This is a genomic window from Streptococcus cristatus (genome assembly GCF_003943515.1).
In the GTDB taxonomy this organism is placed as follows: Bacteria; Bacillota; Bacilli; order Lactobacillales; family Streptococcaceae; genus Streptococcus; species Streptococcus cristatus_D.
This window is the reverse complement of record NZ_RJPT01000005.1, coordinates 59,954-84,002: the sequence shown is the minus strand read 5'-3', so window position 1 is coordinate 84,002 and position 24,049 is coordinate 59,954. Positions and strand designations below refer to the sequence as shown.

Here is a 24,049-nt window from a genome sequence, read left to right as displayed (position 1 = left end):
ATCATTATTTTCATGAATAAGAAAGAATTAATTGGTTTAAACCAAACCCAAGTAGATGAAAAGATTTCGCAGGGCTTGACCAACGATTTTACTAGTGACACCAGTACTAGTAACTGGCAAATCGTTAAGCGGAATGTTTTCACCCTTTTTAATGCCCTTAACTTTGTTATTGCTGTAGCCTTGGTCTCTGTCCAAGCCTGGAGCAATCTAGTCTTCTTCGCAGTAATCAGCTTTAACGCCGTCACTGGTATTATTACGGAACTACGAGCCAAACACATGATTGACAAGCTCAATCTGGTCAGCCGAGAGCTGGTCACAGTCATCCGTGACGGCCAGGAAGTCAAAATTCAGCCAGAAGAAATTGTGCTGGGCGACCTGATTAAGCTGTCAGCCGGCGAGCAAATTCCCAGTGATGCTCGTGTAGTAGAGGGTGTTGCAGAGGCCAATGAAGCTATGCTGACAGGTGAGAGTGATTTGGTTCTCAAGGAAAAAGGCGCTGAGCTGCTGTCTGGTAGCTTTCTGGCTAGTGGGCAGATCTATGCTGAGGTGCATCATGTCGGTGCAGACAACTATGCTAACAAGCTCATGACTGAAGCTAAAACCCTCAAACCTATCAACTCACGCATCCTTTACAATCTTGGGAAAATTTCCCGTTTTACTGGAAAAATCATCATTCCTTTCGGACTGGCTCTCTTCTTTGAAGCCCTGATGATAAAGGGATTGCCTATCAAAAACTCTGTCATTACCAGCTCAACAGCCCTTTTGGGTATGCTACCTAAGGGAATCGCCCTGCTGACAGTCACGTCACTTCTGACAGCTGTCATCAAGCTAGGTATGCGCAAGGTTCTTGTTCAGGAAATGTATTCTGTCGAAACTCTGGCTCGGGTGGACACTCTCTGTCTGGACAAGACCGGGACAATTACCCAAGGCAAGATGACTGTTGAAGCCTTGCATAGCCTATCGGATAAGTTTTCTGATGAGACTGTCAGCCGAATCTTAGCAGCCTACATCCAAACCAGCGAGGATAATAATCCAACAGCTCAAGCAATCCGCAAGGGCTATGGTCATCTAGAACATGCCTATACCAGCGATAATATCATCCCATTTTCTAGTGACCGAAAATGGGGCGCCATGCATTTATCAACTATCGGCACCATCTTTCTGGGAGCTCCTGAGATGCTGCTGGACAGCAATCCTCCAGCTGTTGGAGAGGCCCAAAAACGCGGATCACGGGTTTTGGTACTGGCTCACAGCGACCAAATACTGGACAAACACGGCATCCAACTGCCTGAAGATATGACTGCTCTGGCCGTTCTGGAAATCACTGATCCTATTCGCGAGGGAGCGGCTGAGACACTGGACTACCTGCGCTCTCAGGATGTTGATCTGAAAATCATCTCTGGTGACAATCCAGTGACCGTTTCGCATATCGCGAGCCAAGCTGGATTTGCCAACTACGACAGCTACATCGACTGCTCTAAAATCAGCGACCAAGAACTGGTTGAGCAAGCAGAAGAAACAGCCATCTTCGGTCGTGTTTCTCCCCATCAGAAAAAGCTACTCATCCAGACTCTTAAGGCCGCCGGCCGGACAACAGCTATGACTGGAGATGGTGTTAATGATATCTTGGCCTTGCGCGAAGCGGACTGCTCCATCGTCATGGCAGAGGGAGACCCCGCAACTCGGCAAATTGCCAACTTGGTCCTTCTTAACTCCGACTTTAACGATGTACCTGAGATTCTTTTTGAAGGTCGCCGAGTCGTCAACAATATCGGTCGGATTGCTCCGATTTTCTTCATCAAGACTATTTATTCCTTTATCCTAGCTATCATCTGTATCGCCAGTATCCTGCTAGGCAAGGCGGAATATCTCTTGATTTTCCCATTCATCCCGATTCAAATCACCCTGATTGACCAGTTTGTCGAAGGCTTCCCACCCTTTGTCCTCACCTTTGAGCGCAATATCAAGCCAGTTGAAAAGCACTTCCTCAAACGCTCCCTGCAACTAGCTCTGCCAAGTTCCCTCATGATTATCTTCAGCGTGCTATTTGTCCGTATCTGGGGCAGCAGACATGGTTGGAGCGACATCGAAATGGCAACCCTGACCTATTACTTGCTAGGTAGCATCAGCTTCCTGTCAGTCATTAGGGCCTGTCTACCACTCAACCTCTGGCGCGCTCTTCTGATCATTTTTTCAGTCGCAGGCTTCTATCTATCAGCCTTTGTTCTGCAGCACCTATTGGAAATTGCAACATTGACAGCCGCAACCTTGCCAGTCTATCTGATTCTCATGGTTTTCTTTATCGGAATTTTCATCGCTTGTACTATCAAGCAAAAATATGAATTCAACTAAAATTCGCACCTGACTGTTTCTGTCAGGTGTTTTTTCCTATAAAATTTCTCTTTCTTCTTTGGAATAGCACTTAATCATGCTATAATGTTGGTATGACAGAAGCAAAATTAAAAGACGGAGAAAGAGTTAATCAGCTCTTTTCTACTGATATTAAAATCATTCAAAATAGCGAGGTTTTTAGCTATTCAGTCGATAGTGTCCTGCTTTCTCGCTTTCCAAAATTACCCAACCGAGGGCTAATCGTCGATCTCTGCGCTGGAAACGGGGCTGTTGGTCTCTTTGCTAGCACACGGACTCAGGCCCAGATTTTAGCAGTGGAAATTCAGGAGCGTTTGGCAGATATGGCCCAGCGTTCCATTGAACTGAATGACCTTGCTCAACAGATGCAGGTTATCCATGACGACTTAAAAAATCTAGGCAACCACATCTCTGGCAGTAAGGTTGACATCATTCTCTGCAATCCTCCCTATTTCAAGGTCGATGAACATTCCAATCTTAACGGCAGTGAGCATTATCTGCTAGCGCGTCACGAAGTTGCTACCAACTTAGAAGAAATTTGCACGATTGCCCAGCGAGTTCTCAAGTCCAATGGTCGCTTAGCAATGGTTCACCGTCCTGACCGATTTTTGGATATTTTAGAAACCATGAAAAACCATAATCTAGCGCCTAAGCGCATCCAGTTTGTCTATCCCAAGCAGGGGAGAGAAGCCAATATGCTTTTAATTGAGGCAATCAAAGATGGTTCACCAGACGGTCTNAAAATCCTCCCGCCTCTCTTTATCCACGAGCAAGACGGCAGCTATACACCAGAAATTCAAGAGATTTACTATGGAAAATAAAGCCTATATGTACGTCCTTGAATGCGGAGATGGCACCCTCTACACAGGCTATACAACTGATGTAGAAGCTCGTCTCAAAACACATCAGGCTGGAAAAGGAGCCAAGTACACTCGCGCCCGATTGCCCGTCACACTCATCTATCAAGAAGAACATCCCGACAAATCTGCAGCCATGTCGGCTGAAGCCCTCTTCAAAAAGAAGAAACGAGCTGAAAAACTAGCTTATATAGAAGAAAAACGTAGTAAGTCCTGAAACTTACTACGTTTTTTGATTTCTACATTCAAGATTAAATTAGACACGTTCTTTCCATGAAGTTGCTGTGGTTTGAAGAACTTTGTTGAGTTCGTCAATGTTCTCAAAACCTGTTGTGCGAAGCCATTCACGAGCTGCTGCCTCACCGTCTTTGATGTAGGCTTCAACTGATCCAGCCCAAGTTGCACGGCCGCAAAGAACACCATTGAAGTTTGCGCCTGATTCGTGGGCAAAGACAAGTGTTTCTTGGAAGAGTTTAGCTGACACACCTGCACTCAAGTAGATGTATGGCAAGTTGGTTGCTTCATCTTGTGCTTTGAAGAAAGCTGCTGCTTCTTCGCGAGTATGCACGATTTCACCATCGCCAAATCCTTCAACGTATTTGACGTTGACTGGAACTTCTACTTTCAAGACATCGATGTTGAAGCGTGGGTCTGAGAAGACCTTCATGGCACCGATAACCTTGTGTGGTTTCACTTTTGCGTATTCTGCAGAACCTGCGTCAGCAATTTTTTCATCATAAGCGAGGATTTCAAGGAAGAATGGAATATCTTCCGCCACACACTCTGAACCGATGCGTTCGATGTAGGCTTGTTTTTCTTGATTAAGTTCGTCAGAGCTGTCTACATCATAGTAAAGCAAGAACTTGACTGCATCCGCACCTTGTTCTTTGATGCGTTTGGCAGACCAAACATCCAAGCAGTCTGGCAAGCGTTTAGTGCTAGTTGTGTCGTAACCAGTTTTCTCATAAGCAAGGAGAAGACCAGCATTTGGTGCAAGAGCTTTTGTAGCTGGAAGTCCATATTCAGGGTCTAGAAGCATAGAAGAAGCGTATTTAGTCAATTCATCTGCTACCAAGACTTTGAGTTCTTCCATTTGAGCCACTGTTGGCTCCTCTGTTTGGTATTGAGCCATGAGGCGTTTCAAAGCACCACGTTGGTCAAAGGCAAGAGCTGAGATAATGCCATTCTCATCTGAAAGTTTTTCTAAGCATGCACGTTTGTTTTCTGTTAAAGCCATTTTATACCTCTTTCACTAATAATTGATCATATAGGGCTTGATAGTTGGCCATGTTAACATGACCTGTCATTTTTTCTTGAGCGTTAAGCATACCAAGGACATTTGCCTTGATGAGGAGTTCTGCATCCGATTCCTTATGAAGAAGTCCTGATGAAATACCTGCAACAGTAGAATCTCCAGATCCGACAGGATTAACTACCTGAATTCTTGGAATATCTACCTTGTAGAAAGTGTCCCCATGTTTGGCAAAAGCACCATTTGCACCAAGTGAAACGATAATCCACTCAATCCCTGCAAATAGAGGCTCTTGAAGAACTTCTTTTAATTCATCCAAATCTTCTGAAACTTCTTTCTCAAGAAGCTGAGACAATTCTTCGTTATTTGGTTTAATAACTGTTGGTTTGTGCGGTGATTCAAGGACAGCCTGAAGAGCTGCACCTGAGCAATCCAGAACAACTGGTTTTCCTGCGCGATTAGCAAGTTCTACCAAGTTTGCATAGTAGTCAACTGGAAGACCTGCTGGCAGACTACCAGAGATAGCCACTACTTCCACAGTGTCAAGAAGATTTTTGAAATGAGCCAAGAAATCTTGACCTTCTTGTTCCAGAACTTCGGGTCCTTTCTCAAGAATTTCTGTTTGGTTATCTCCGTGCAGAATAGCGATACAGTTACGAGTCTCTCCTTGAATTGAGAAGAAACGTTTCGTTACTTTATCGTCGATATGTTCTACTAAAAACTCACCAAGTTTGCCACCAACTAAACCAGTAGCAGCAACAGAATCACCAAATTCTGAAAGAACTCGTGTAACATTGAGCCCTTTACCACCAGCTGTCTTGGTCACGTCCACCACACGGTTGACAGTATCAATTTTCAATTCATCCAAAGGATAGGAAATATCAATGGATGGATTCATCGTGACTGTTAAAATCATGCGCCACCTCTTAGTCGTGGTACTCACCGCGATCCCATTTTTCAAGGAATTCTGTAAAGAAGTTTGCATCTGCTTGATGAGCATTGTGAGTTTCAACATGCTCAATTTTCGCAATCAATTTTTTGTTTTCTTCTGATGGTTTATATTCGGCATTGATGAAAGCTTCAATAATGTCACACATTAGCAATTCACCAGTAATCTTACCACCGAAACCGATAACGTTGGCATTCAATTGCTCTTTAGCATAAAGAGCTGTCGTCATATCACGAACCAAAGCAGAACGAACGCCTGGAACTTTGTTAACAGCATTATTGATACCTACACCGGTACCACAGATACAAACACCAAGATCAGCTTGTCCGCTAACAACTGCTTCCCCTACTTTTTTACCAAAAATTGGGTAGTGTGTACGAGCATGATCGTAAGTACCAAAGTCAATGACTTCATGTCCTTTTGATTTCAAAAATTCTGAAACCGCCATTTTTTCATCTGTTACGATGTGGTCACATCCAATTGCAATTCTCATTTTTAACTTACCTTTCTTACTGTAATCTAATTAACACATTTTGTTCAACATGTCGACACGAATCTGGTGACGACCACCGTCGTATTTACCATTAACAAAACCTTTAGCAATGTTTTTAGCCAATTCGTCACCAACTGTTTCTGCTCCCATAGTGATCATACGTGAGTTGTTGTGTCCACGAGTCATATAAGCTGAACGTTCGTCTGAAACCTCTGCGGCAACCATTCCTTTAATCTTAGTTGCAACCATGAACGGACCAGCACCATAGGCATCAATCACGATACCAAGGTTTTGTTCTTCTTTGTTTACTTCTGCAGCAACAGCAAGAGTCACATCGACAAAGTCTTGACCTTCAGCCGTAACATCCACTACGTGGAAGTTTTCTTTTTCCAAGAAGTCTTTCACAACTTCTTTCAATCTCAAACCTGCAGCATCTGCACCAATGATAATAGACATATTAAGTCCTCCTTTAATTTTCTATATAATGAACTAAAATGTTTTAAAACATTAAACGTTATTGATTCACAAGTTTATAATACAACATTTTGTGTTCGTTGTCAACATTATATGTTTGTTTTTAAACATTTTTAAAATTTTTCTTTAAAAAATAGTAATATCAAATCCAATTTCTTCTTTTTCTCCTGCTGGGAGTAGACGGACATTTTTCTTGCTTTCTAAATAATCACCCTCTTCTAACGAGGTCGACAAACCTGACCAAGGTTCTAAGGCTATAAATGGTCCTTTGTTAATAGTTGACCAGATAATTAGATTTGGAAATTCTTGAAAATCCAAACGTAACCCTTTATCATGATACCAAGAACGAAGAGCAACAGTCCGCGATTTTAGCTCATCAAGGGTCACTGCATCTTTAGCAAAGATAGCATAGTCCAAATTTAGTTCTTTTTGATGATCTAGGAAGCTTGAACGTTCGAGAAAGTTCAACATACCAGTTTCAGGATAAGAGAGAGGAACGCTGCAAGTTTCTTCCTCTTCAAACTCCAAATAGTAATCTTCATACTTTTCATCATCGAGTAAAGGACAGTTGAAGCCTGGATGGCCTCCGATGAAGTACGGCATGACCTCACTATCTCCCAGATTTTCTACGATATACTGGGTACGAAGCTTCTTGCCAGTCAAGCTATAGCGAATCGATAAGCGGAAATGATAAGGATAGTTTTGAAACATCTCCTCTGTGTCCTCAATAGCAAAGGTCACACTCGTATCCGTTTGTTCAACCAATTCAAATTCTTTCTTGCGAACGAGACCATGCCGAGGAATCACTCCACTCGCTTCTTGATCATCTTTTAAAACATAGTGAGCGGTGTCATTACGCAAACTCCCACAAATGGGGAAAAGAACTGGAGCTTGACCGCTCCAATAGGTTGCATCTCCCTGCCAGAGGTATTCTACACCATCCTTATCCTTGATTGAAGAAAGTGCTCCTCCCAATTTCTCAAACTGCACTGTCAATTCATCATTTTCTAGCGCGATCACCATCCAAATCTCCTCTCTATTTCAGAGAAAAAGGCAGGCTTCTGACTTCTCTCTGCTTAGCCTTTTCTATTCATTACATAGGAAAAGCTAGATTATCAACATTCCCATTTGGAAATGGACAATCTAGCCTCCCAAGTCTTACAATATTTAACAATAGTTAACGGATATTATTTTGCTTTTGCTGCGTATTCTGCATTCCGTTTGATCATTTGCTTTCTGTACCAAGCAAAGATTCCAATATAAGCACCAAGGAAGACAATAGCACCAATGATTGCTTTGATATCACCTGTAGTAGTATTACCAATAGTCCAACCCAAAAGTTTTTCGATTGGTCCTTCAAGTGTTGAGTGAGTAATCAATTGAGTTTGGCTAACTCCTTCAGGGAAAGCACCTACACCTTTAGCAAGTTCTGTTGCAAATGGTGCAATGAGTGTACCTGAGAGAAGGAAGAGTGGTAACAAGAGAGTTCCAAAGACAATCATACGAAGCAATTTACCACGAGTAACAACCAGAAGGGCAGGTGTTACACCCATTGCGATGATACCAGCCAACGGCAAGATACCGTTTCCTACATTAGAAAGCAGAACTGCTTCAATCAACATGATTGGGGCAAGTACGTTAGCGCAGGCCCAGATTTCTGCACGACCAGCGATAAATGGCCAGTCAAGACCAATGTTGAATTTACGTCCTTGAAGACGTTTTGTTGCTACGTTAGTAATACCTTGTGAAAGTGGTTCAACGGCTGCGATAAACCATGATCCGATAAGTGAGAAGAGCTCCAAGCAGACACCGGCAGTCAAACCAAGAGACAACCATCCTTTGATAACAAGTGACCATTTTGCTGCTTCGGCAACGTCAGACACTGGGTGCGGAGTTCCCATGATACCGATAACGACACCAAGAAGGAAACCGATGAAGAATTTAGATCCCCAGAAACCGATTTTCTTGTTCAAAGCGGCAGCATCAAAGTCATATTTGTCCAACCCAGGGAAGAATTTGTCAAAAATCTTATCCAAAACCATGATAACAGGGTTCATCATGTAGTTCATGTGAGTTGAAGTCATTGGTGATGAACTTGGCGCATTCAACAAATCATCAAAAGTTGGTTTCATCAAGTCAGAGTTGATAATCTTCAAGACACCAACCAAGACAACTGCTAAAGTTGCAATCAAAAGTGATACGGCAGGACTTACATGGCTCTTATCTGCATACCATTTGATGAGCAAGCCAGTGATTGACAAGTGCCAAATATCAAAGATATCCACATCCAATGTATCTGTTTTCTTTATAGCTAACATCACAACATTGACAATGAGCATGATGAGCAAGAAGTACAAGGTCCATGGAGAACCCCAAGTGATAGTTGCAAGCGGTGCCCAACCAACGTCAGTGATGTTCAACTGAATACCAGTGTTCTCAACGAATTTAGCAAGTGATGCTGAGAAAGCTCCGTTGAGCATACCGATGATGGCACCGATACCAGTAAGAGCGATGGCAAGTTTGATACCACCTTCAAGCGCTTTGGAGAATTTCACTCCAAATAGTAAAGCCAATACTGTCAAGATGATCAGCATGATGATAGGACCACCCATTTCCAAGACTGGCTTGAAAATCTTATTGGCTAGGTCAATAATGACATCCATAATAATTCCTCCCTTTTTTTGTTATATGAATGTTAACAAGATAAAGAATAGATTAACTTAGTCCGTGCTCTTTAATCGCTGCTTCAATATTGTCAAACACTGGAGCGCTCATTGCAGGAATACGGAACAAGATTGGTCCAGCTTCGATAACTGGGATTCCTGGTTCAAAACCAAGATCTGTTGCAGCGATTGGCGTGAAGATATCATAACCTTGCATTAGATCTTCATTAACATCCTTGACCATCACGGCATCACAATGTACATCATAACCGCGGTTTGACAACTCTTCCTCAAGAGCACTCTTGATTTGGTGACTTGAGTTTACCCCTGCTCCGCAGGCTGCTAAAATTTTAATCATAATAAAATCCTCCGATTTATTTATTTAATAACTTTTGAAATATATTGGAACAACTCTTCTTTTGAGTTCAAAGAAGCTAAACCAGCTAGATTTCCTTCGCTAGTGAAGAAATCCATTAACTGTGCTAAGATATTGGTCTGGCTTGAGCTAGAGTTGTTGATAATAAAGAACAAGAGAGACACTTCAACGGTTTGCGTAGGAGAAATCATATTGTGGAAGGTTACAGGCTGATCTAGCTTAACGACTACCACATTTTCAGTCAGATTATGCGCAATATCCGTATGAGGTATGGCAACATTCGGCAATTCCTTACCTAAAAATTCCATATCCAATCCAGTTGGAAACGCCTTTTCTCTTTCAAGTAAAGCGTTTCGATAAGAAGAAGTTACAATTTCTCTTTCTTCTAACAAATCAGCTACTTGATGAAAAAGATCTTCTTGATTTTCTGCATGTAAACAAAACACTAGATTTTCATCAAATAATTGGGCAAGCGCCATTTTATCATCTCTCCTTTTGTTTCTTTTTGTTCGTTTAATTAATTATATCATTATGTGATAGCGCTGTCAATAGTTTGTTTTGTTATTTTTTGTTTATTTATCTAATAACTTAAAATTTTAATGTTCATATGGAGATAGAACATTTCGTCATTCTGCATGGCTGACGAATAACACGAGTCATAAAAATATCCTTAGCAAGTCTAAGTTGATATACAAAGACTTTCCGTCTACTGTTAAATGCAATTCATTTGAAACACGAAATAAAAGCTGCGAATTTCGCAGCTTTCAGAATCTCAAATTAACATTCATGACAACGCGATCAAATCAGAGGACCTTGGTGTAAGAACTATATTTTGCTCTCACTTTCGGAGAGATATGGTCATCCGTTACAATCGCGTCAATATTGTCTAAACGGTAAAAACTATAGAAAGAATAGCTATCAAATTTGCTATTATCTGCAACGATGTATTTTTCAATTGCATTGTTGAGAATAATGGCATTTCCATTACCCTCTTCTTCATTGGCAGTCGTCACATTGTGACCATCAATGCCGTTCACTCCAATAAAGGCCTTTGATACCTTGATTTCTCGTAGAAGTTTATTAGCAAACTGCCCTACAAAAGTCTGGGTCTTGACCCGATAGCGTCCTCCGATCAAAATCAAATCAAAATTAGGGTAATCCTTCAACTTTTCGAAAATAGGGAGAGAGTTGGTCACAATGCTGATATTTTTCCCTTCTAAATAATCGCCTATAAAATCCGTCGTAGTACCTGATCCGATAAAAACCGTGTCCCCTTCAGCAATCAGATCCGCACATTTTTTGGCAATCAGCTTCTTTTCTTCGATATTTAACATCGTTTTTTCAGAATGCGAAGCTTCATTCAAGCTATCTTTCACCTTTTTATGAGCCCCACCATGCACCCGAATCAAAAGTCCTTGCTTCTCAAGATCAATCAAATCTCGCCGAATGGTCATATCTGTTACATTCAGCAATTCCTTCAGGTTCTTTACAGACACAACTCCCGTCTGGTCCAGCTCTTGTAAGATCACTTTATGACGACTTTCCTTCATGTACAATCCTCCTTGTGGTTGATGTCTAGAGACTTCTCATAAAGTCTATTTTTCTTGTCAGGTTCCTTAGACACTTCAAATCACCTTAATGTCCATGCACCATTACTTATATCATTATACTACAATTTTCTCATATAAACAAAAAAATGTATACTTTTTTTCAAAAAAATCGAATATTGTTTGATTATGCGTTTTCATTGTGCCTTTTTCAAACAAATCATGGAAGATATCGAGATTCTCCTCAATCAAAAAATCCAATGTCTAATGACATCGGATTTTCTGTTTATTTATCGCCTTTATTACGGATAACAAAGCCGTTTTTCTTTTCACTAGAAGTACGGTGCGGACGCTTGTTCCCTCTGCTTTCGAAATCACGACTATTCTTATTTGACTTGCGTTTAAAGTCACGACGCCCGCCATCTCGGTCTTCGCGTCCACCACGACGATCACGACCTTGGTCACCTCGACGACCGTTGCCACGGCCACTCTTCCCTTTTCCGCCAAAGCCTCCGCCAGACGGTTTAAATGGCAATGGTTTTTCACGGGCAATTTCTACTTCAGGAAGGGCATCTGGATCCTGCACCGTCAAGCTGAGGATATACATAGCCAGCTCTTCTGGGCTAAATTCTGCTGCTAGCTTGCGGGCATCCTTGCTAAATTTCTCAAAGTTAGAGTGGATGCTTTCGTCCGCAAAATCGCGTTCAATCTTCTTAAGGGCAACTCTTTTCTTAGCTTGGAAAGCTTCCTCTGCAGTCGCTGGCTTAAGGCCTTTCATACGTTTCTTGGTCAGATTTTCGATAATCTGCAGATAGCCCATTTCATTTGGCGCTACGAAAGTGATCGACTGACCTGACTTACCGGCACGACCAGTCCGACCAATCCGGTGAACATAACTTTCTGGATCCTGTGGTATGTCATAGTTGTAGACATGGGTCACACCAGAAATATCCAATCCACGCGCTGCCACATCTGTCGCCACCAAGACATCCAAATTGCCGTTTTTAAAGTCGCGCAGAACGCGGAGGCGCTTGCCTTGGTCCAAATCACCATGGATACCCTCTGCGCGGAAGCCACGGATTTTCAGACCGCGAGTCAGCTCATCCACCCGACGCTTGGTCCGACCAAAAACGATAGACAGCTCTGGCTGCTCCACGTCCATCAGGCGGGTCATGGTATCAAATTTTTCATTTTCTTTGACACGGATATAATACTGGTCTACTAGCTCCGTCGTCAATTCCTTGGCAGCAATCTTGACATGCTCAGGCTCCTTCATAAACTTGACACCGATGCGCTTGATAGCATCCGGCATGGTCGCTGAAAAGAGCAAGGTCTGACGCTCTTCTGGCACACGTGAAATGATAGACTCAATATCTTCCAAAAAGCCCATGTTAAGCATTTCATCCGCTTCGTCCAAGATTAAGGTTTCAATCTGACTCAGCTTAAGCGCCTTGCGCTTAATCAAATCCAAGAGACGGCCAGGTGTTCCTACGACGATATGAGCACCTGATTTGAGGGCTTTAATTTGCTTTTCAATGCTGGAGCCACCATAGACAGAACGCACTTTGACTCCCTTGCTGCGACCAAAACGGAACAGCTCTTCCTGACTCTGAACAGCCAATTCACGGGTTGGAGCGATAACCAACGCCTGCACAGCAGGATTATCGGTATCAATCTTTTCCAGCGTTGGAAAACCAAAAGCTGCTGTCTTTCCTGTCCCTGTCTGGGCCTGACCAATGACATCCTTACCTGCCATGGCAAGTGGAATCGTCTGTTCTTGGATAGGGCTTGCTTCTACAAAACCAGCTTTTTCAATCTCTGCTAGTAATTCAGTAGATAAATGTAATTCATTAAATTTCAATGTTCTTCTTCTTTCTAAAGGCGGTGCGAAGCCACCTTATAAGGCTTTTAATACTCAACTATCGAAACATACCAAGTGCTTTTCTCTTGCTAAATCTCGATTTCCTGAGAGTATTCGCTCTTCTCTTCATAAATATGGTCTCTCAAGTCCAGGCACTAAAAAAGCGCCGACTCGGTCGCTAGTTCCCACTGAATAGAAAAACTGTATTTCTGCAACCAATCTAGTATACCACAAAATCACCTAAAAAGATAGGACTTGGCTGTAAAATATTTTATTAGAGCTTTCTTTTGTAAAAAATGAAAACTTGAAAATCATTTTCAAAAACATTATAATCGACAAAGAAGAAAGGAGATAAGTATGAATAAATTTTTACGAGTGACTTTCATTTTACTGATCTTAGCTATGCTGGGCGCGGCTATGATTCAGATTTTCCAGCCCCAACTCTTGGGCAATGAGTCCATCTATGGTCTAGCTCCCTACTGGCAGCGGGAAATAGGTTTCTGGAATCTGGCTATTCTGCCTTTAGTCATTGCCACCAACATAAAATATGATTGGTTCTATCTGCGTATGACCTTGCTAGCACTGATTCTGGGTGGACTGGGCTTTGGTACCAACCATCTGCTGGGCTATCTTGAAAAAGCGAATCAAACCAACCTACTGGGCTGGATTGAAAATTATCTGCTCGTCTGCTGCTGGATCATCGGTTGGGTATTAGAATCTAGAAAAGAGAAAAAGTGATATAGAGAGTATCTACTAACTAATAGTGTAACGATAATCCATAATTATCATAGTTACACTATTGTTTTTATTCCTTATAAATGTGGTCAATTGAAGAAAATATAAAATCTGGAGAAGATCATAAGGTTCTTCTCCTTTTTGATATGCAAAATGTTAATATTCTTATTTTGAAGTTTTCACAATTACGAAATCAATTAAAAATTCTAGAACAAAAAATAAACCGATAGAATGGATCTATCGGTTTTTGCATACTATGAAATAAATTAACGTACTGTACGGATACGCATTGTGTTTGTACGAACAGCTTCGCCAAGTGGTACACCTGCAACGATAACGATATCGTCACCAGACTCAACAAGACCTGCTTCAACTGCTTTACGTTCAGCAATTTCGAACATATCATCAGTTGATGAAGGTGCTTCTGTCAACATTGGGATAACACCCCAGTTCAACATCAAGCCACGTTCTGTCAATTCATCGAATGTCAATGCCAAGATATCAGCATTTGGACGGTATTTAGAGATCAAACGAGCAGTGTGACCAGTCTTAGTCAAAGTAACAACCAATTTGATATTCATTGAGTTAGTAGCATCTTTAACAGCTGAAGCCATAACTTCTGTCTTAGAGTTACGTTCGAAAGTATCTGAGTTCAAACGTCCGTATTCGTTAAGAAGAGTTTGAGCATTCTTGTCGATTGTAGCCATTGTAGTTACTGACTCAAGTGGGTATTTACCGTTTGCAGACTCACCTGAAAGCATTGTAGCGTCAGTTCCATCGATAACAGCGTTAAATACGTCTGATACTTCTGAACGAGTTGCACGTGGTTTCTCAGTCATTGTTTCAAGCATGTTTGTTGCTGTGATAACAACTTTACCAGCTGCATTGACTTTAGTGATGATCATTTTTTGGTAAACTGGAACCATTTCGAATGGTACTTCGATACCCATGTCACCACGAGCGATCATGATACCGTCAGCAGCTTCGATGATTTCATCCAAGTTGTCGATACCTTGTTGGTTTTCGATTTTAGCGAACAATTGAACATGTCCGTTACCAGTTTCTTCACAGATTGCACGAACTTCGTTAACGTCTTTTGCAGTACGTACAAATGAAATCGCGATGAAGTTGATTCCTTGCTCAAGACCGAAGCGGATATCGTCATTGTCACGCTCAGCAAGTGCTGGGAAAGGAATTTTAGTGTTAGGGATGTTCACACCTTTTTGTTTAGCGATAACACCGTCATTTTCAACTTCAACTACAAATTCACGGCTTGCATCGTCTTTTTCTACAACGCGAAGACCAAGTTTACCATCGTCAACCAATACTTGGCGACCTACTTCAACATCATCGTAGATATCAAGTCCACCAGCAACGTTCAAAGCAATCACATCGCGAGTTGATTTGATTCCTTGTTTTGTCGCAACGCGGATTTTTTCACCAGTTTTGTATGAGTACTCTTTTGCGTCACCTTCGAACAATTCTGTACGGATTTCTGGACCTTTAGTGTCAAGAAGGAAACCAACTTTTTTACCAGCGATTTCTTCCGCACGTTTAACAGTTGCCATACGCTCACCTTGTTCTTGATGGTCACCGTGTGAGAAGTTGAAACGGAAAGTGTTTGCTCCTGCTTCAATCAATTTTGCAATATTTTGAGCTGAAGCTTCAACGTCCAGTTTTTCACCCCAGTATCCGTCTTCACCGAATTTTTTACCGCCACGGATTTCTACCGCAGGACCTAAAGTTGCAACGATTTTTACGCGTTTGTTCATGATATTAAGAAACTCCTTCTACTATTTGGGGATTTCACCCCTGATTGACCAATTAAATATTAATGCTGCGATTGAGCTCTGCTAAGCCGATATCAGCTTTATGTGGATTGTTGACAACGATTTTGCCGTCTGCAGTCAGGCTAAAGAGTGCGCCTTCTTCAGCAGTTCCCAAGATTGGGCTTTCCACCATTTTTTCATTACGGATACCTACGGCAACACCACCGATACCTTCTTTAAGTAGTTTAACGGCATGCGCTCCCATACGAGAAGCCAATACACGGTCGCGAGCAGTTGGTGAACCACCACGTTGGATGTGACCAAGTTCGGTCACACGAAGATCGCTAGTATCACCAGCTTCTTTCAGCTTTTTGCCAAACTCATCTGCTGACATAACACCTTCAGCAAGAACAATGATATTATGCTTCTTACCTTTTTCATAGCCACGTTTGATGCTGGCAACGATATCTTCAATCTTGAAGCCTTCTTCAGGAATGATAATTTCATCTGCACCTGTAGCAATACCTGCCCAAAGTGCAATATCACCAGCGTTACGTCCCATTACTTCAACAACGAAAGTACGACGGTGACTGGATGATGTATCACGGATCTTGTCGATCGCATCCATTGCAGTTGTAACAGCAGTATCAAAACCGATAGTGAAATCTGTTCCGACAATGTCATTGTCAATAGTTCCAGGTACACCAACAGCTGGGAAGCCATGCTCTGTTAAGCGCATCGCACCATGGTAAGAACCGTCTCCACCGATAACAACTACACCTTCAATACCGTGTTTCTTCAGTTGTTCGATTCCCTTTAATTGCCCTTCAAGTTTTGCAAACTCAGGGTAGCGCGCTGAATGAAGGAAAGTTCCTCCACGAGAAATAATGTCTCCAACTGAAGTCGCATCAAGTGGATAAATATCACCAGCAACCATTCCAGCGTAGCCGCCATAAATCCCATAAACTTCCATTCCTTCGGAAATTGCTTTACGAACGACTGCACGAATAGCAGCATTCATACCAGGGGCATCTCCACCACTGGTCAAAACAGCAATACGTTTCATTTCGTAATGTGCTCCTTTATCTTTTTAACATTCTTATAGATTATACCACAATCAGAATAAAAATTCTCTTATTTTCCTGATTTTTTACCGAAAAACCGTTTTCATGCTGTAATTTTCTAGTTCAGCTTGAAGTTGGTCTGATTTTTGAACTTGAAAGCCTGTTGCAGGAACCGTTTTCTTGTCATTCTCATAGCGTAGCACCACGGGAATATCCCCAGGGTATCGCTGCAGGATCTCCGCAATCTGCCTGTCGTGACTAGTATCAGCTAATTGGATCCAAAAGCGTTCTGAGCTTGCTTTCTCCACCTCTGATAGAACCATCTGTAGTCGGCCATCCCTCTCCTGAATTTTTCCAGTCAGATAGTAATAGCCTTTTTCTTGGATTAGTTGAGCAAAGCGGCGGTAAACCTCTGGAAATAAAGTGACATCTAACTTTTTCTTGGTATCCGTCACCTGCATAAAGGCCATATTTTCACCATTTTTGGTGCGAATAATCTTGATCGACTGGACTTCTACTAGAATGGTCGCCTTGCCATTTTCCGCCAACTCTTCAATCCAGACAAAAGGATGATGAGCTTTCTTAGCTAGGCTAATGAGCGGGTGATCACTAAGGCCAATTCCAATCAAGGCTTGCTCCTGCTCAAATTTTTCTGCAGCAGTAAAATCCTCAGCATCCGTCCATGAATAGCTAGTATCAGCAAATAAACTCCCCAGCTCATCTGCAAAGACAAAAAGATTCGGTAGATTGTGCAAAATCTTCTGGCGATTGGGCTCAAAAACATCAAAGAGCCCTAATTGCACCAAAGGACTTAAAAGTGGCAACTTATGATAACTCTGAGGCAGGCGTAAAATGAAATCTTCCACACTGCTAAAGGGATGCTTTTGACGCTCTTCTATGATCCAGAAAGCAAAATCCCTTGGCAAGCCCTTAATATTTTTCAAACCAAGATAGATTTTCCGCTCCTGAAACTTATCTTTATAGGGAATGTTATGGATGGTCAAGGGAGCTAGCTCAAAGCCAAAGCCGAGTGCATCTGTTATATAGTCCGAGCTAGAATAATTAAGCATGACATCAAAGAAGATGTCTGGATAATGAGCCTTGAAATAGGCCAACTGAAAAGCTAGAGCCGAGTAAGCATAGGCATGACTGCGGTTGAAGCCATAACCAGCAAATTTCTCCATGACCGCAAAGACTTCCTTGGCCTTGGTCTCTGAGTGCCCCAATCTGACAGCTCCCCTGACAAATTCTTCCTCCATTTCATGCATTTCAGCAGCATTTTTCTTGCCCATCGCTCGTCGTAAAATATCGGCCTTCCCCAGACTAAAACCACCAAAACGCTGGGCGACCTGCATGACCTGCTCTTGGTAAAGCATGATGCCATAGGTTGGAGCCAAGATATCCTCCAAGCTCGGATCAATCATCTCCACGCGCTCGCGACCATGCTTGCGCTTGACAAAGTTATCAATATAGTCACTAGCTCCGGGACGATTGAGAGAGGTGGTAGCCACTACTTCTTCAAACTGGACGGGTTGGACTCTTTTCAAAAGACTGATGGCACCCGCTTGTTCAAACTGGAAAATACCCTTGGTATTACCCGCTGCAAAGAGGCGTAGAGTTTCCTCATCTTCCAGGTCAATACCAGCAATATCAATATCAACTCCGTATTTGTATAGAGCTGCTTCTTTCATCCGCTGGACAAAGGTTAAATTACGCAGGCCCAGAAAGTCCATCTTAAGCAGTCCATTGCTTTCCACACCATGGGCATCGTACTGGGTGATATACATGTCTTCCCCATATTTTAAAGGAATCTGATTGGTCAAATCATCGTCACTCATGACGACACCAGCAGCATGGATTGAGGTCTGACGTGGATTTCCTTCGATTTTTTTGGCAATTTCAAAGGCCTTCTGGTATTCTAGTTTGCTATTGATAATCTGACGAAAAGCTATATTTCGCTCATAAGCAGTGGTTAATTTATCTCGAAAGCCGATTTTTTTGGTCATATTGGTCAGCTCGTACTCTGGCAAACCAAAGCGCTTAAAGACATCTCGGATGGCCTGCTTGGCTCCAAAGGTTGAGTAGGTCACAATCTGGGCTGCATGCATGCTACCATAACGATCTCGGACATAGCGGATAAACTCCGGCCGATACACATCGGGAATATCAATATCAATATCGGGCATGGTATAGCGCTCCAGATTTAGGAAACGTTCAAACAGCAGATTCTTTTCTACTGGGTCAATGCCTGTAATTTCCAAAGCATAGGCTACTAAACTGCCAACTGCAGAGCCACGTCCCATCCCCATGTAATAACCTTGACTGCGGCCAAAGCGCAGCAAATCCCAGACAATAAGGAAATAATCATCAAAGCCCATCTGATGAATGACATCCAGCTCCTGATCCAGCCTTGCTTGATAGTCTTCCCCTGCAAGACCCCACTTGGCCAATCCCGCCTCAGCCAATTCTCGCAGCTCCTCTACAGCAGGACGCTCAGGATTGAAGCGCGGAAGCTTCAACTCGGTGTTGATTTCATAGTGAACATCAGCCACCAATTTCTCCAAGTTGGTCAAACTCTCTGGAAAGTTTTCAGCGAAAGCTTCCACTAAAGAGGCTGGGGCTAATAAAAATTCATGGTTTGACAGATGACCGACCTCTCGCAAGCTGATATTGTCCCGAATCGCCCTCAGCATTTGCAAGGTTTCTAAATCTCCTTGCTCAAAGTAGCGAACCGTATGCAAGGGCAGGACTGGTCTAGTCAATTCCTGCCTTGGCGTATCTGGAAAGACCCCAACATAAAAGTCCAAGCCCAAATCAAGCTGATCCACACCTTCAAAGATTGGTACAATCAGAGCCAGCCCCTTAAAAAGATGTTGAAAGTCTTCCCAATTTTGACGATTCATCATTTTCAGAGTCGAAATCTTCATCAAATTGCGATACCCCTGACTATCCAAGGCCAACAGTCTCAGATTGAGAAGATTACCATCTTTTAAAATTTCCATTTCTAGACCGAGCAAGGGCTGAAGTCCTGCCGCTTTTGCCTCCTCTAGAAAATGATAAGCCCCATAAAGATTGTCCACATCCATCATGCCTAGACTTTTGTAGCCCAAGTCCTTGGACCGTTGAACATATTTTTTGATAGAGACTAAACTATCCATAAAGCTATAAACAGTCTTGGTATCTAGTTGTGTAATCACAAAATTCTCCTTGATACAGCTACGATAAATGATTCGGCAAGCTATAAACCGCCGCAAATGATCCCTATTAATCAAAAGAAGACAAAAAATTTTCATTTTCACTTCTTTATTTTTTCGTTTTACTGAAAATCTATCCCAAGCTCTAACTAGCCTATTTCTTCTTAACCTTCGTCAGTCAAGTAAGTAGAACAAGAACTAATTTCAGCATTCCTGCTTCTATTATACCTAAATTTCTGTAAAGAAGAAACTCAGAATCTCTTATATCCGGCAACTGTGTTTAACTAAAACAAAAAATGAGACAGAACTAAATTCTTTCAAAATTTAATTCTGTCCCATGCCGAATCAATTTTATTATTTACGAGTTGATTTACGTTCATTGATCGTATGAGCTAGGAGGACTTCACGCTCTTCCAACTCTTCTTTATGCATAATCTTTGTCAGCATCCGCATACTAATCGCGCCGATGTCATACAGAGGTTGTCCAATAGTAGACAGATTAGGGCGAGTAAAGCGAGCGATTTGCGAATCATCGCTAGTAATGATTTCAAAGTCTTCAGGAATACGAACACCTCGATCAGCCAAACCATTAAGCAAACCTGCTGCCAACTCATCTCCGGTCACAAAAGCCGCCGTTGCCTTTGAAGCAATCAGACGTTCAGCTAGATGATAACCATCATCGTAGCTATACTTAGATTCGAAGACCAAACCTTCGCTGTATGAAATTTTCTTGCCTTTCAGAGCTTCTTTGTAGCCAGACAAGCGGATTTTACCATTGATATCATCTACCAAAGGACCGCTGACAAAAGCAATTTTCTTGTTTCGTTTAGCCAATAGTTCCACAGCATCAACGGTTGCCTGTTTATAATCAATATTGACACTTGGTAACTGATGTTCTACATCCACCGTGCCCGCTAGAACCACTGGTGTTCGTGAACGTGAAAACTCTGAGCGAATTTTCTCTGTCAGATGGTAACCCATAAAAATAATACCATCTACTTGCTTAGAGAAAAGGGTATTAACAACCGAAACTTCCTTGTCATCATCTTCATCGCTGTTTGCCAGGACGATATTGTACTTATACATTTCGGCAATATCATCAATCCCTTTGGCTAAAGTAGAGAAGTAACTATTCGTGATATTAGGAATTACAACACCAACTGTGGTCGTCTTTTTGCTGGCCAAACCACGGGCAACTGCATTAGGACGATAGTCAAGACGCTCAATTACTTCTAGTACTTTTTTTCGTGTATTTTCTTTTACATTCTTGTTACCATTTACAACTCGGCTGACTGTCGCCATTGAAACTCCCGCTTCACGGGCGACATCATAAATGGTTACTGTGTCGTCTGTGTTCATATAGTTTCCTTTCTTTTGTTGAAAATATCGTTTTCATTTTTCTACACTTATCATTGTATCACTAATTGTAAACACTTTCAAGTATTTTAGCGTACAGATATGAAAACTTTTTCATTTTTTATTTACACGAATCGCAGGAAATGAGTTATTGACTCAAAATAGTTTAAACTCAATAAAAAATCGGCTCAGAAGCCGATTTCTTATTGAGTTCTTTTAAAGCTCCTTGTGCATCAACCAGAATTTCGTAGACCTGTCGCAATTCCATTGATGGTAATGTGGATCAAACGTTCTTGTTCTGGTGAAAGTTCTCCTCGCCGCTGACGCTTGATCAGCTCAAGCTGGATATAGTTCAAAACATTGAAATAGGGCATCCGATAGTTCAAACTATCCTTGAGATAGGCATTTTCTGCTAAGAGCTCGTCATGGCCTTCAATCGCCAAGATAACATCCTTGGTCAACTGCCATTCGTCTAGGATTGTATTGAAAATATCGCGTACATTTTGGTCTTCACAAAGTTGCGCATATTCAAAAGCGATATTCATATTGGACTTGGACAGCACCATATCAACATTTGACAAGAGGGACTGGAAGAATGGCCATCTCTGATACATAAATTGAAGGAAGGCAAGATTCTTTTCAGGATCTTCATCGATAAATTCTTTGAAACTAGAGCCAACGCCATACCAACCAGGGAACATAACCCGACTTTGAGACCATGAGAAGACCCAAGGAATGGCTCTCAGGCCACCGATTTCAGTTATCGTTTTACGGGCCGCTGGACGAGAACCGATATTAAAGCTAGAAATGGCCTTAATAGGACTAGACTCAAAGAAATAGTCGTAGAAACGTTCATCACCAAAGACTAGATCGCGATAGATTTGGTAGCTTCGATCGACCACTCGATCCATCACTCTCTCGTATTCATTGGTCGTATTACTATCACTCTTCTTATAGCTTATCATACGGTTAATAGCCGCCGATACAAGCATTTCCAGATTGTAGTAAGCAGCATCCTTATTACCGTATTTATTGCCGATGACCTCACCCTGCTCTGTCAGGCGAATACGATCATTGATACTCCGCAATGGTTGTGAAGTGATTGCCTCATATGTTGGCCCACCGCCACGACCGACAGTTCCTCCACGACCATGGAAGAAGGTAATCTTGACGCCAAACTTATCACCAATAGCTGTCAGCTGTTGCTGAGCCTTGTAAAGTGTCCAGCACGATGATAAATAGCCACCATCCTTGTTACTATCTGAGTAGCCCAGCATGATTTCTTGGTAGTTGTTTTTAGAAGCAATCCATTTTTGAGCAATTGGCAGAGATAGATATTTTTCCATAGTATCGCAGGAATTATCTAGGTCCTCAATCGTTTCAAACAGAGGGACAATCTGCACACGCGCACCTTCCTCATCGATCAAGCCAACTTCCTTGAGCATAATCGCCAGCTCTAGAAGATCTGATACACTAGTTGAATGGGAAATAATATTTTGCTTGATAACATCTTCGCCAATCGCATCCTTAAGCTGACGAGCCGTCTTGAAAATTTCCAATTCTTTTTGTAAAAGTTCAGACTTAGGTGCATGAGTGGCTGACAAGATCCGTGGATCCTCCAGAAGCTGCTTGAGAAGGACTTGGCATTTTTCTTCCTCTGACAAGCTGCTGTAATCTTTCACAATATTAGCAGAAGCCAAAAGCTCAGCCACACAAGCCTCATGGACACTGGAATCCTGACGCATATCAATGCTGGCCAAGAAGAAACCAAAAATGTCAACTGCTTGTAGCAATTCAGTAAGTTCTCCAGTCACCAAAGCTTGTCCATTGTGTTCTAACAAAGAATCACGGATGACAAGGAGATCATCCTTAAACTCTTGCGCATTTTTATAAGATGGGAGTTCTTCTTTGCGTAACTCATCTAAGCTATCACTGAGTCTAGACTGGATATAATTTGGAATGATTTCTCTACCATTATGGCTGACTGAAGTGGTGGCATTGGCATGCAAGACAGCTTCCGCTTTGTCAGCCAAACGATGTCCTTCACTAGAGAAATTACCTTCTTTCAGATAAAGCAAGGTCTGAATCAACTTGGACTGAATATAATGAAAGGCGCGGCGATAAGGCTCATTTTCTCGATAAACAGACTTGTCGCTTGACAAAGCTGCCATCTTGGCTACAGCTTCACTTGTTTTTGAAAGATTAGTAGACAGGGAGAAGTTACGATAGAGTGTATAAACCTTGTCAATGTAGTAATTCAGAATAACTTCGCTCTGCACCGTCGCAGACAATTTCAGAGTTTCAGCGGTTACAAATGGATTTCCATCGCGGTCGCCACCAATCCACATCCCCATGGTGATCGGCTTTGGATTTTCCAAATGGATTCCTTTTTCTTCTGCTAAACGTTTATACTCTAGCATCAGGTTCGTAATTGCTTGAAGAAAAGAACTATTATAGTATTCCATAACGTTAGTAATTTCATTGGTAACCTTAAGTTTCTTTTCCCGAATCATGTCGGTCTGCATCATCAGCTCGATATAGCGACGGAGATTGGCTAACCATTTCTTTTCGTTCACCAAACCAGCTTTAACATCACGATGCTGGCGCAACAGTGTGTGAATATGATTTGTCAAATCCAACATGGTCTTGCGCTGAACCTGAGTCGGATGAGCAGTCAAAACGGGAACAACATTTAGATTTTCTAGGATTTCTTGTGCATTTTCTCGTGTTGAAACCAAATCAATCGTCGTCGAAAGCTTACCAAGGTAGTCTTGGTCAATATTATTTTGATGATTAATCTCATAAGCCAAGTCAACATCTTCAGAAATATTGATGAGCAGAGGTAAAATAGCAAAATACCGTGAGATATAGACCATATCATCCGTAGATAATTCTTCTACTACTGCTTTCAGCTCTTGGTATTTAGATTGAACTGCTAGTTCTTCAATCATGGAGATTTTAGCAAAAGTGTCAGGACTGAGAATATCTCGGGTAATATCTACCAACAAGTCCGTTAAAATAGAAACTTCTTCTCCAATCATTTCTTTATTGCTATAATTTTCTAATTTTGTAAATGACATTATTTACAC

The 24,049-nt window shown here is 41.9% G+C and carries 19 protein-coding genes; 4 read left to right on the top strand and 15 right to left on the bottom strand.

The window, feature by feature from the left end; translation table 11 throughout:
- The first annotated feature begins 12 nt into the window (after positions 1–12).
- The 3 genes from D8791_RS06305 to D8791_RS06295 all read left to right on the top strand — a co-directional run bounded on the left by D8791_RS06305 (position 13) and on the right by D8791_RS06295 (position 3,444).
- Positions 13–2,352: a cation-translocating P-type ATPase gene (locus D8791_RS06305; RefSeq protein WP_125446736.1), complete on the top strand. Its 2,340-nt coding sequence runs from the start codon at positions 13–15 to the stop codon at positions 2,350–2,352.
- Between the two features lie 92 nt (positions 2,353–2,444).
- Entirely contained in the window at positions 2,445–3,191 is a 747-nt protein-coding gene (locus D8791_RS06300) for a tRNA1(Val) (adenine(37)-N6)-methyltransferase (protein ID WP_125389663.1), read from the top strand.
- Positions 3,181–3,444: a GIY-YIG nuclease family protein gene (locus D8791_RS06295; RefSeq protein WP_125389662.1), complete on the top strand. Its 264-nt coding sequence runs from the start codon at positions 3,181–3,183 to the stop codon at positions 3,442–3,444. Before D8791_RS06300 ends, D8791_RS06295 begins: the two co-directional genes overlap by 11 nt.
- A 39-nt stretch (positions 3,445–3,483) precedes the next feature.
- Here D8791_RS06295 and lacD read toward each other — a convergent pair whose 3' ends face one another.
- The 10 genes from lacD to cshA form a co-directional block, all read right to left on the bottom strand.
- Entirely contained in the window at positions 3,484–4,464 is a 981-nt protein-coding gene (lacD, locus tag D8791_RS06290) for a tagatose-bisphosphate aldolase (protein ID WP_125446734.1), read from the bottom strand.
- 1 nt (position 4,465) lies between these two features.
- On the bottom strand, positions 4,466–5,395 hold the full coding sequence (locus D8791_RS06285) for a tagatose-6-phosphate kinase (protein WP_125446732.1): 930 nt from the start codon (positions 5,393–5,395) through the stop codon (positions 4,466–4,468).
- 10 nt (positions 5,396–5,405) lie between these two features.
- On the bottom strand, positions 5,406–5,921 hold the full coding sequence (gene lacB, locus D8791_RS06280) for a galactose-6-phosphate isomerase subunit LacB (RefSeq protein ID WP_045499324.1): 516 nt from the start codon (positions 5,919–5,921) through the stop codon (positions 5,406–5,408).
- 30 nt (positions 5,922–5,951) lie between these two features.
- A complete protein-coding gene (gene lacA / locus D8791_RS06275) occupies positions 5,952–6,377 on the bottom strand; it encodes a galactose-6-phosphate isomerase subunit LacA (RefSeq protein WP_005590669.1) in 426 nt (141 codons plus the stop codon).
- A 144-nt stretch (positions 6,378–6,521) separates the two neighbouring features.
- Complete coding sequence (locus D8791_RS06270; protein WP_125446731.1) at positions 6,522–7,418, bottom strand: aldose 1-epimerase family protein; 897 nt, start codon at positions 7,416–7,418, stop codon at positions 6,522–6,524.
- Positions 7,419–7,582: 164 nt separating this feature from the next.
- Complete coding sequence (locus D8791_RS06265) at positions 7,583–9,058, bottom strand: PTS galactitol transporter subunit IIC (protein ID WP_125387629.1); 1,476 nt, start codon at positions 9,056–9,058, stop codon at positions 7,583–7,585.
- Positions 9,059–9,110: 52 nt separating this feature from the next.
- Complete coding sequence (locus D8791_RS06260; RefSeq protein ID WP_005590672.1) at positions 9,111–9,416, bottom strand: PTS sugar transporter subunit IIB; 306 nt, start codon at positions 9,414–9,416, stop codon at positions 9,111–9,113.
- 20 nt (positions 9,417–9,436) lie between these two features.
- Entirely contained in the window at positions 9,437–9,913 is a 477-nt protein-coding gene (locus D8791_RS06255; protein ID WP_061909576.1) for a PTS sugar transporter subunit IIA, read from the bottom strand.
- Between the two features lie 324 nt (positions 9,914–10,237).
- On the bottom strand, positions 10,238–10,984 hold the full coding sequence (locus D8791_RS06250; protein ID WP_005590674.1) for a DeoR/GlpR family DNA-binding transcription regulator: 747 nt from the start codon (positions 10,982–10,984) through the stop codon (positions 10,238–10,240).
- Positions 10,985–11,267: 283 nt separating this feature from the next.
- Positions 11,268–12,842, bottom strand: a complete 1,575-nt coding sequence (cshA, locus tag D8791_RS06245; protein ID WP_125446729.1) for a degradosome RNA helicase CshA — start codon at positions 12,840–12,842, stop codon at positions 11,268–11,270.
- Between the two features lie 357 nt (positions 12,843–13,199).
- Here cshA and D8791_RS06230 point away from each other — a divergent pair, with 357 nt between their 5' ends.
- Positions 13,200–13,580 carry a hypothetical protein gene (locus tag D8791_RS06230; RefSeq protein WP_125446727.1) on the top strand — a complete coding sequence of 127 codons (381 nt, stop codon included), beginning with the start codon at positions 13,200–13,202 and terminating at the stop codon, positions 13,578–13,580.
- 263 nt (positions 13,581–13,843) lie between these two features.
- Here the strand turns inward: D8791_RS06230 and pyk are convergent, their stop codons facing one another.
- From pyk to ppc, 5 genes are all read right to left on the bottom strand, one after another.
- A complete protein-coding gene (gene pyk, locus D8791_RS06225; protein ID WP_125373280.1) occupies positions 13,844–15,349 on the bottom strand; it encodes a pyruvate kinase in 1,506 nt (501 codons plus the stop codon).
- Positions 15,350–15,401: 52 nt separating this feature from the next.
- Complete coding sequence (gene pfkA, locus D8791_RS06220) at positions 15,402–16,412, bottom strand: 6-phosphofructokinase (RefSeq protein ID WP_005590682.1); 1,011 nt, start codon at positions 16,410–16,412, stop codon at positions 15,402–15,404.
- A gap of 84 nt (positions 16,413–16,496) precedes the next feature.
- On the bottom strand, positions 16,497–19,607 hold the full coding sequence (locus tag D8791_RS06215) for a DNA polymerase III subunit alpha (RefSeq protein WP_185760566.1): 3,111 nt from the start codon (positions 19,605–19,607) through the stop codon (positions 16,497–16,499).
- Between the two features lie 351 nt (positions 19,608–19,958).
- On the bottom strand, positions 19,959–20,963 hold the full coding sequence (gene ccpA / locus D8791_RS06210) for a catabolite control protein A (protein WP_005590686.1): 1,005 nt from the start codon (positions 20,961–20,963) through the stop codon (positions 19,959–19,961).
- Between the two features lie 230 nt (positions 20,964–21,193).
- Positions 21,194–24,040: a phosphoenolpyruvate carboxylase gene (ppc, locus tag D8791_RS06205; protein WP_125446722.1), complete on the bottom strand. Its 2,847-nt coding sequence runs from the start codon at positions 24,038–24,040 to the stop codon at positions 21,194–21,196.
- Positions 24,041–24,049 lie beyond the last annotated feature (9 nt).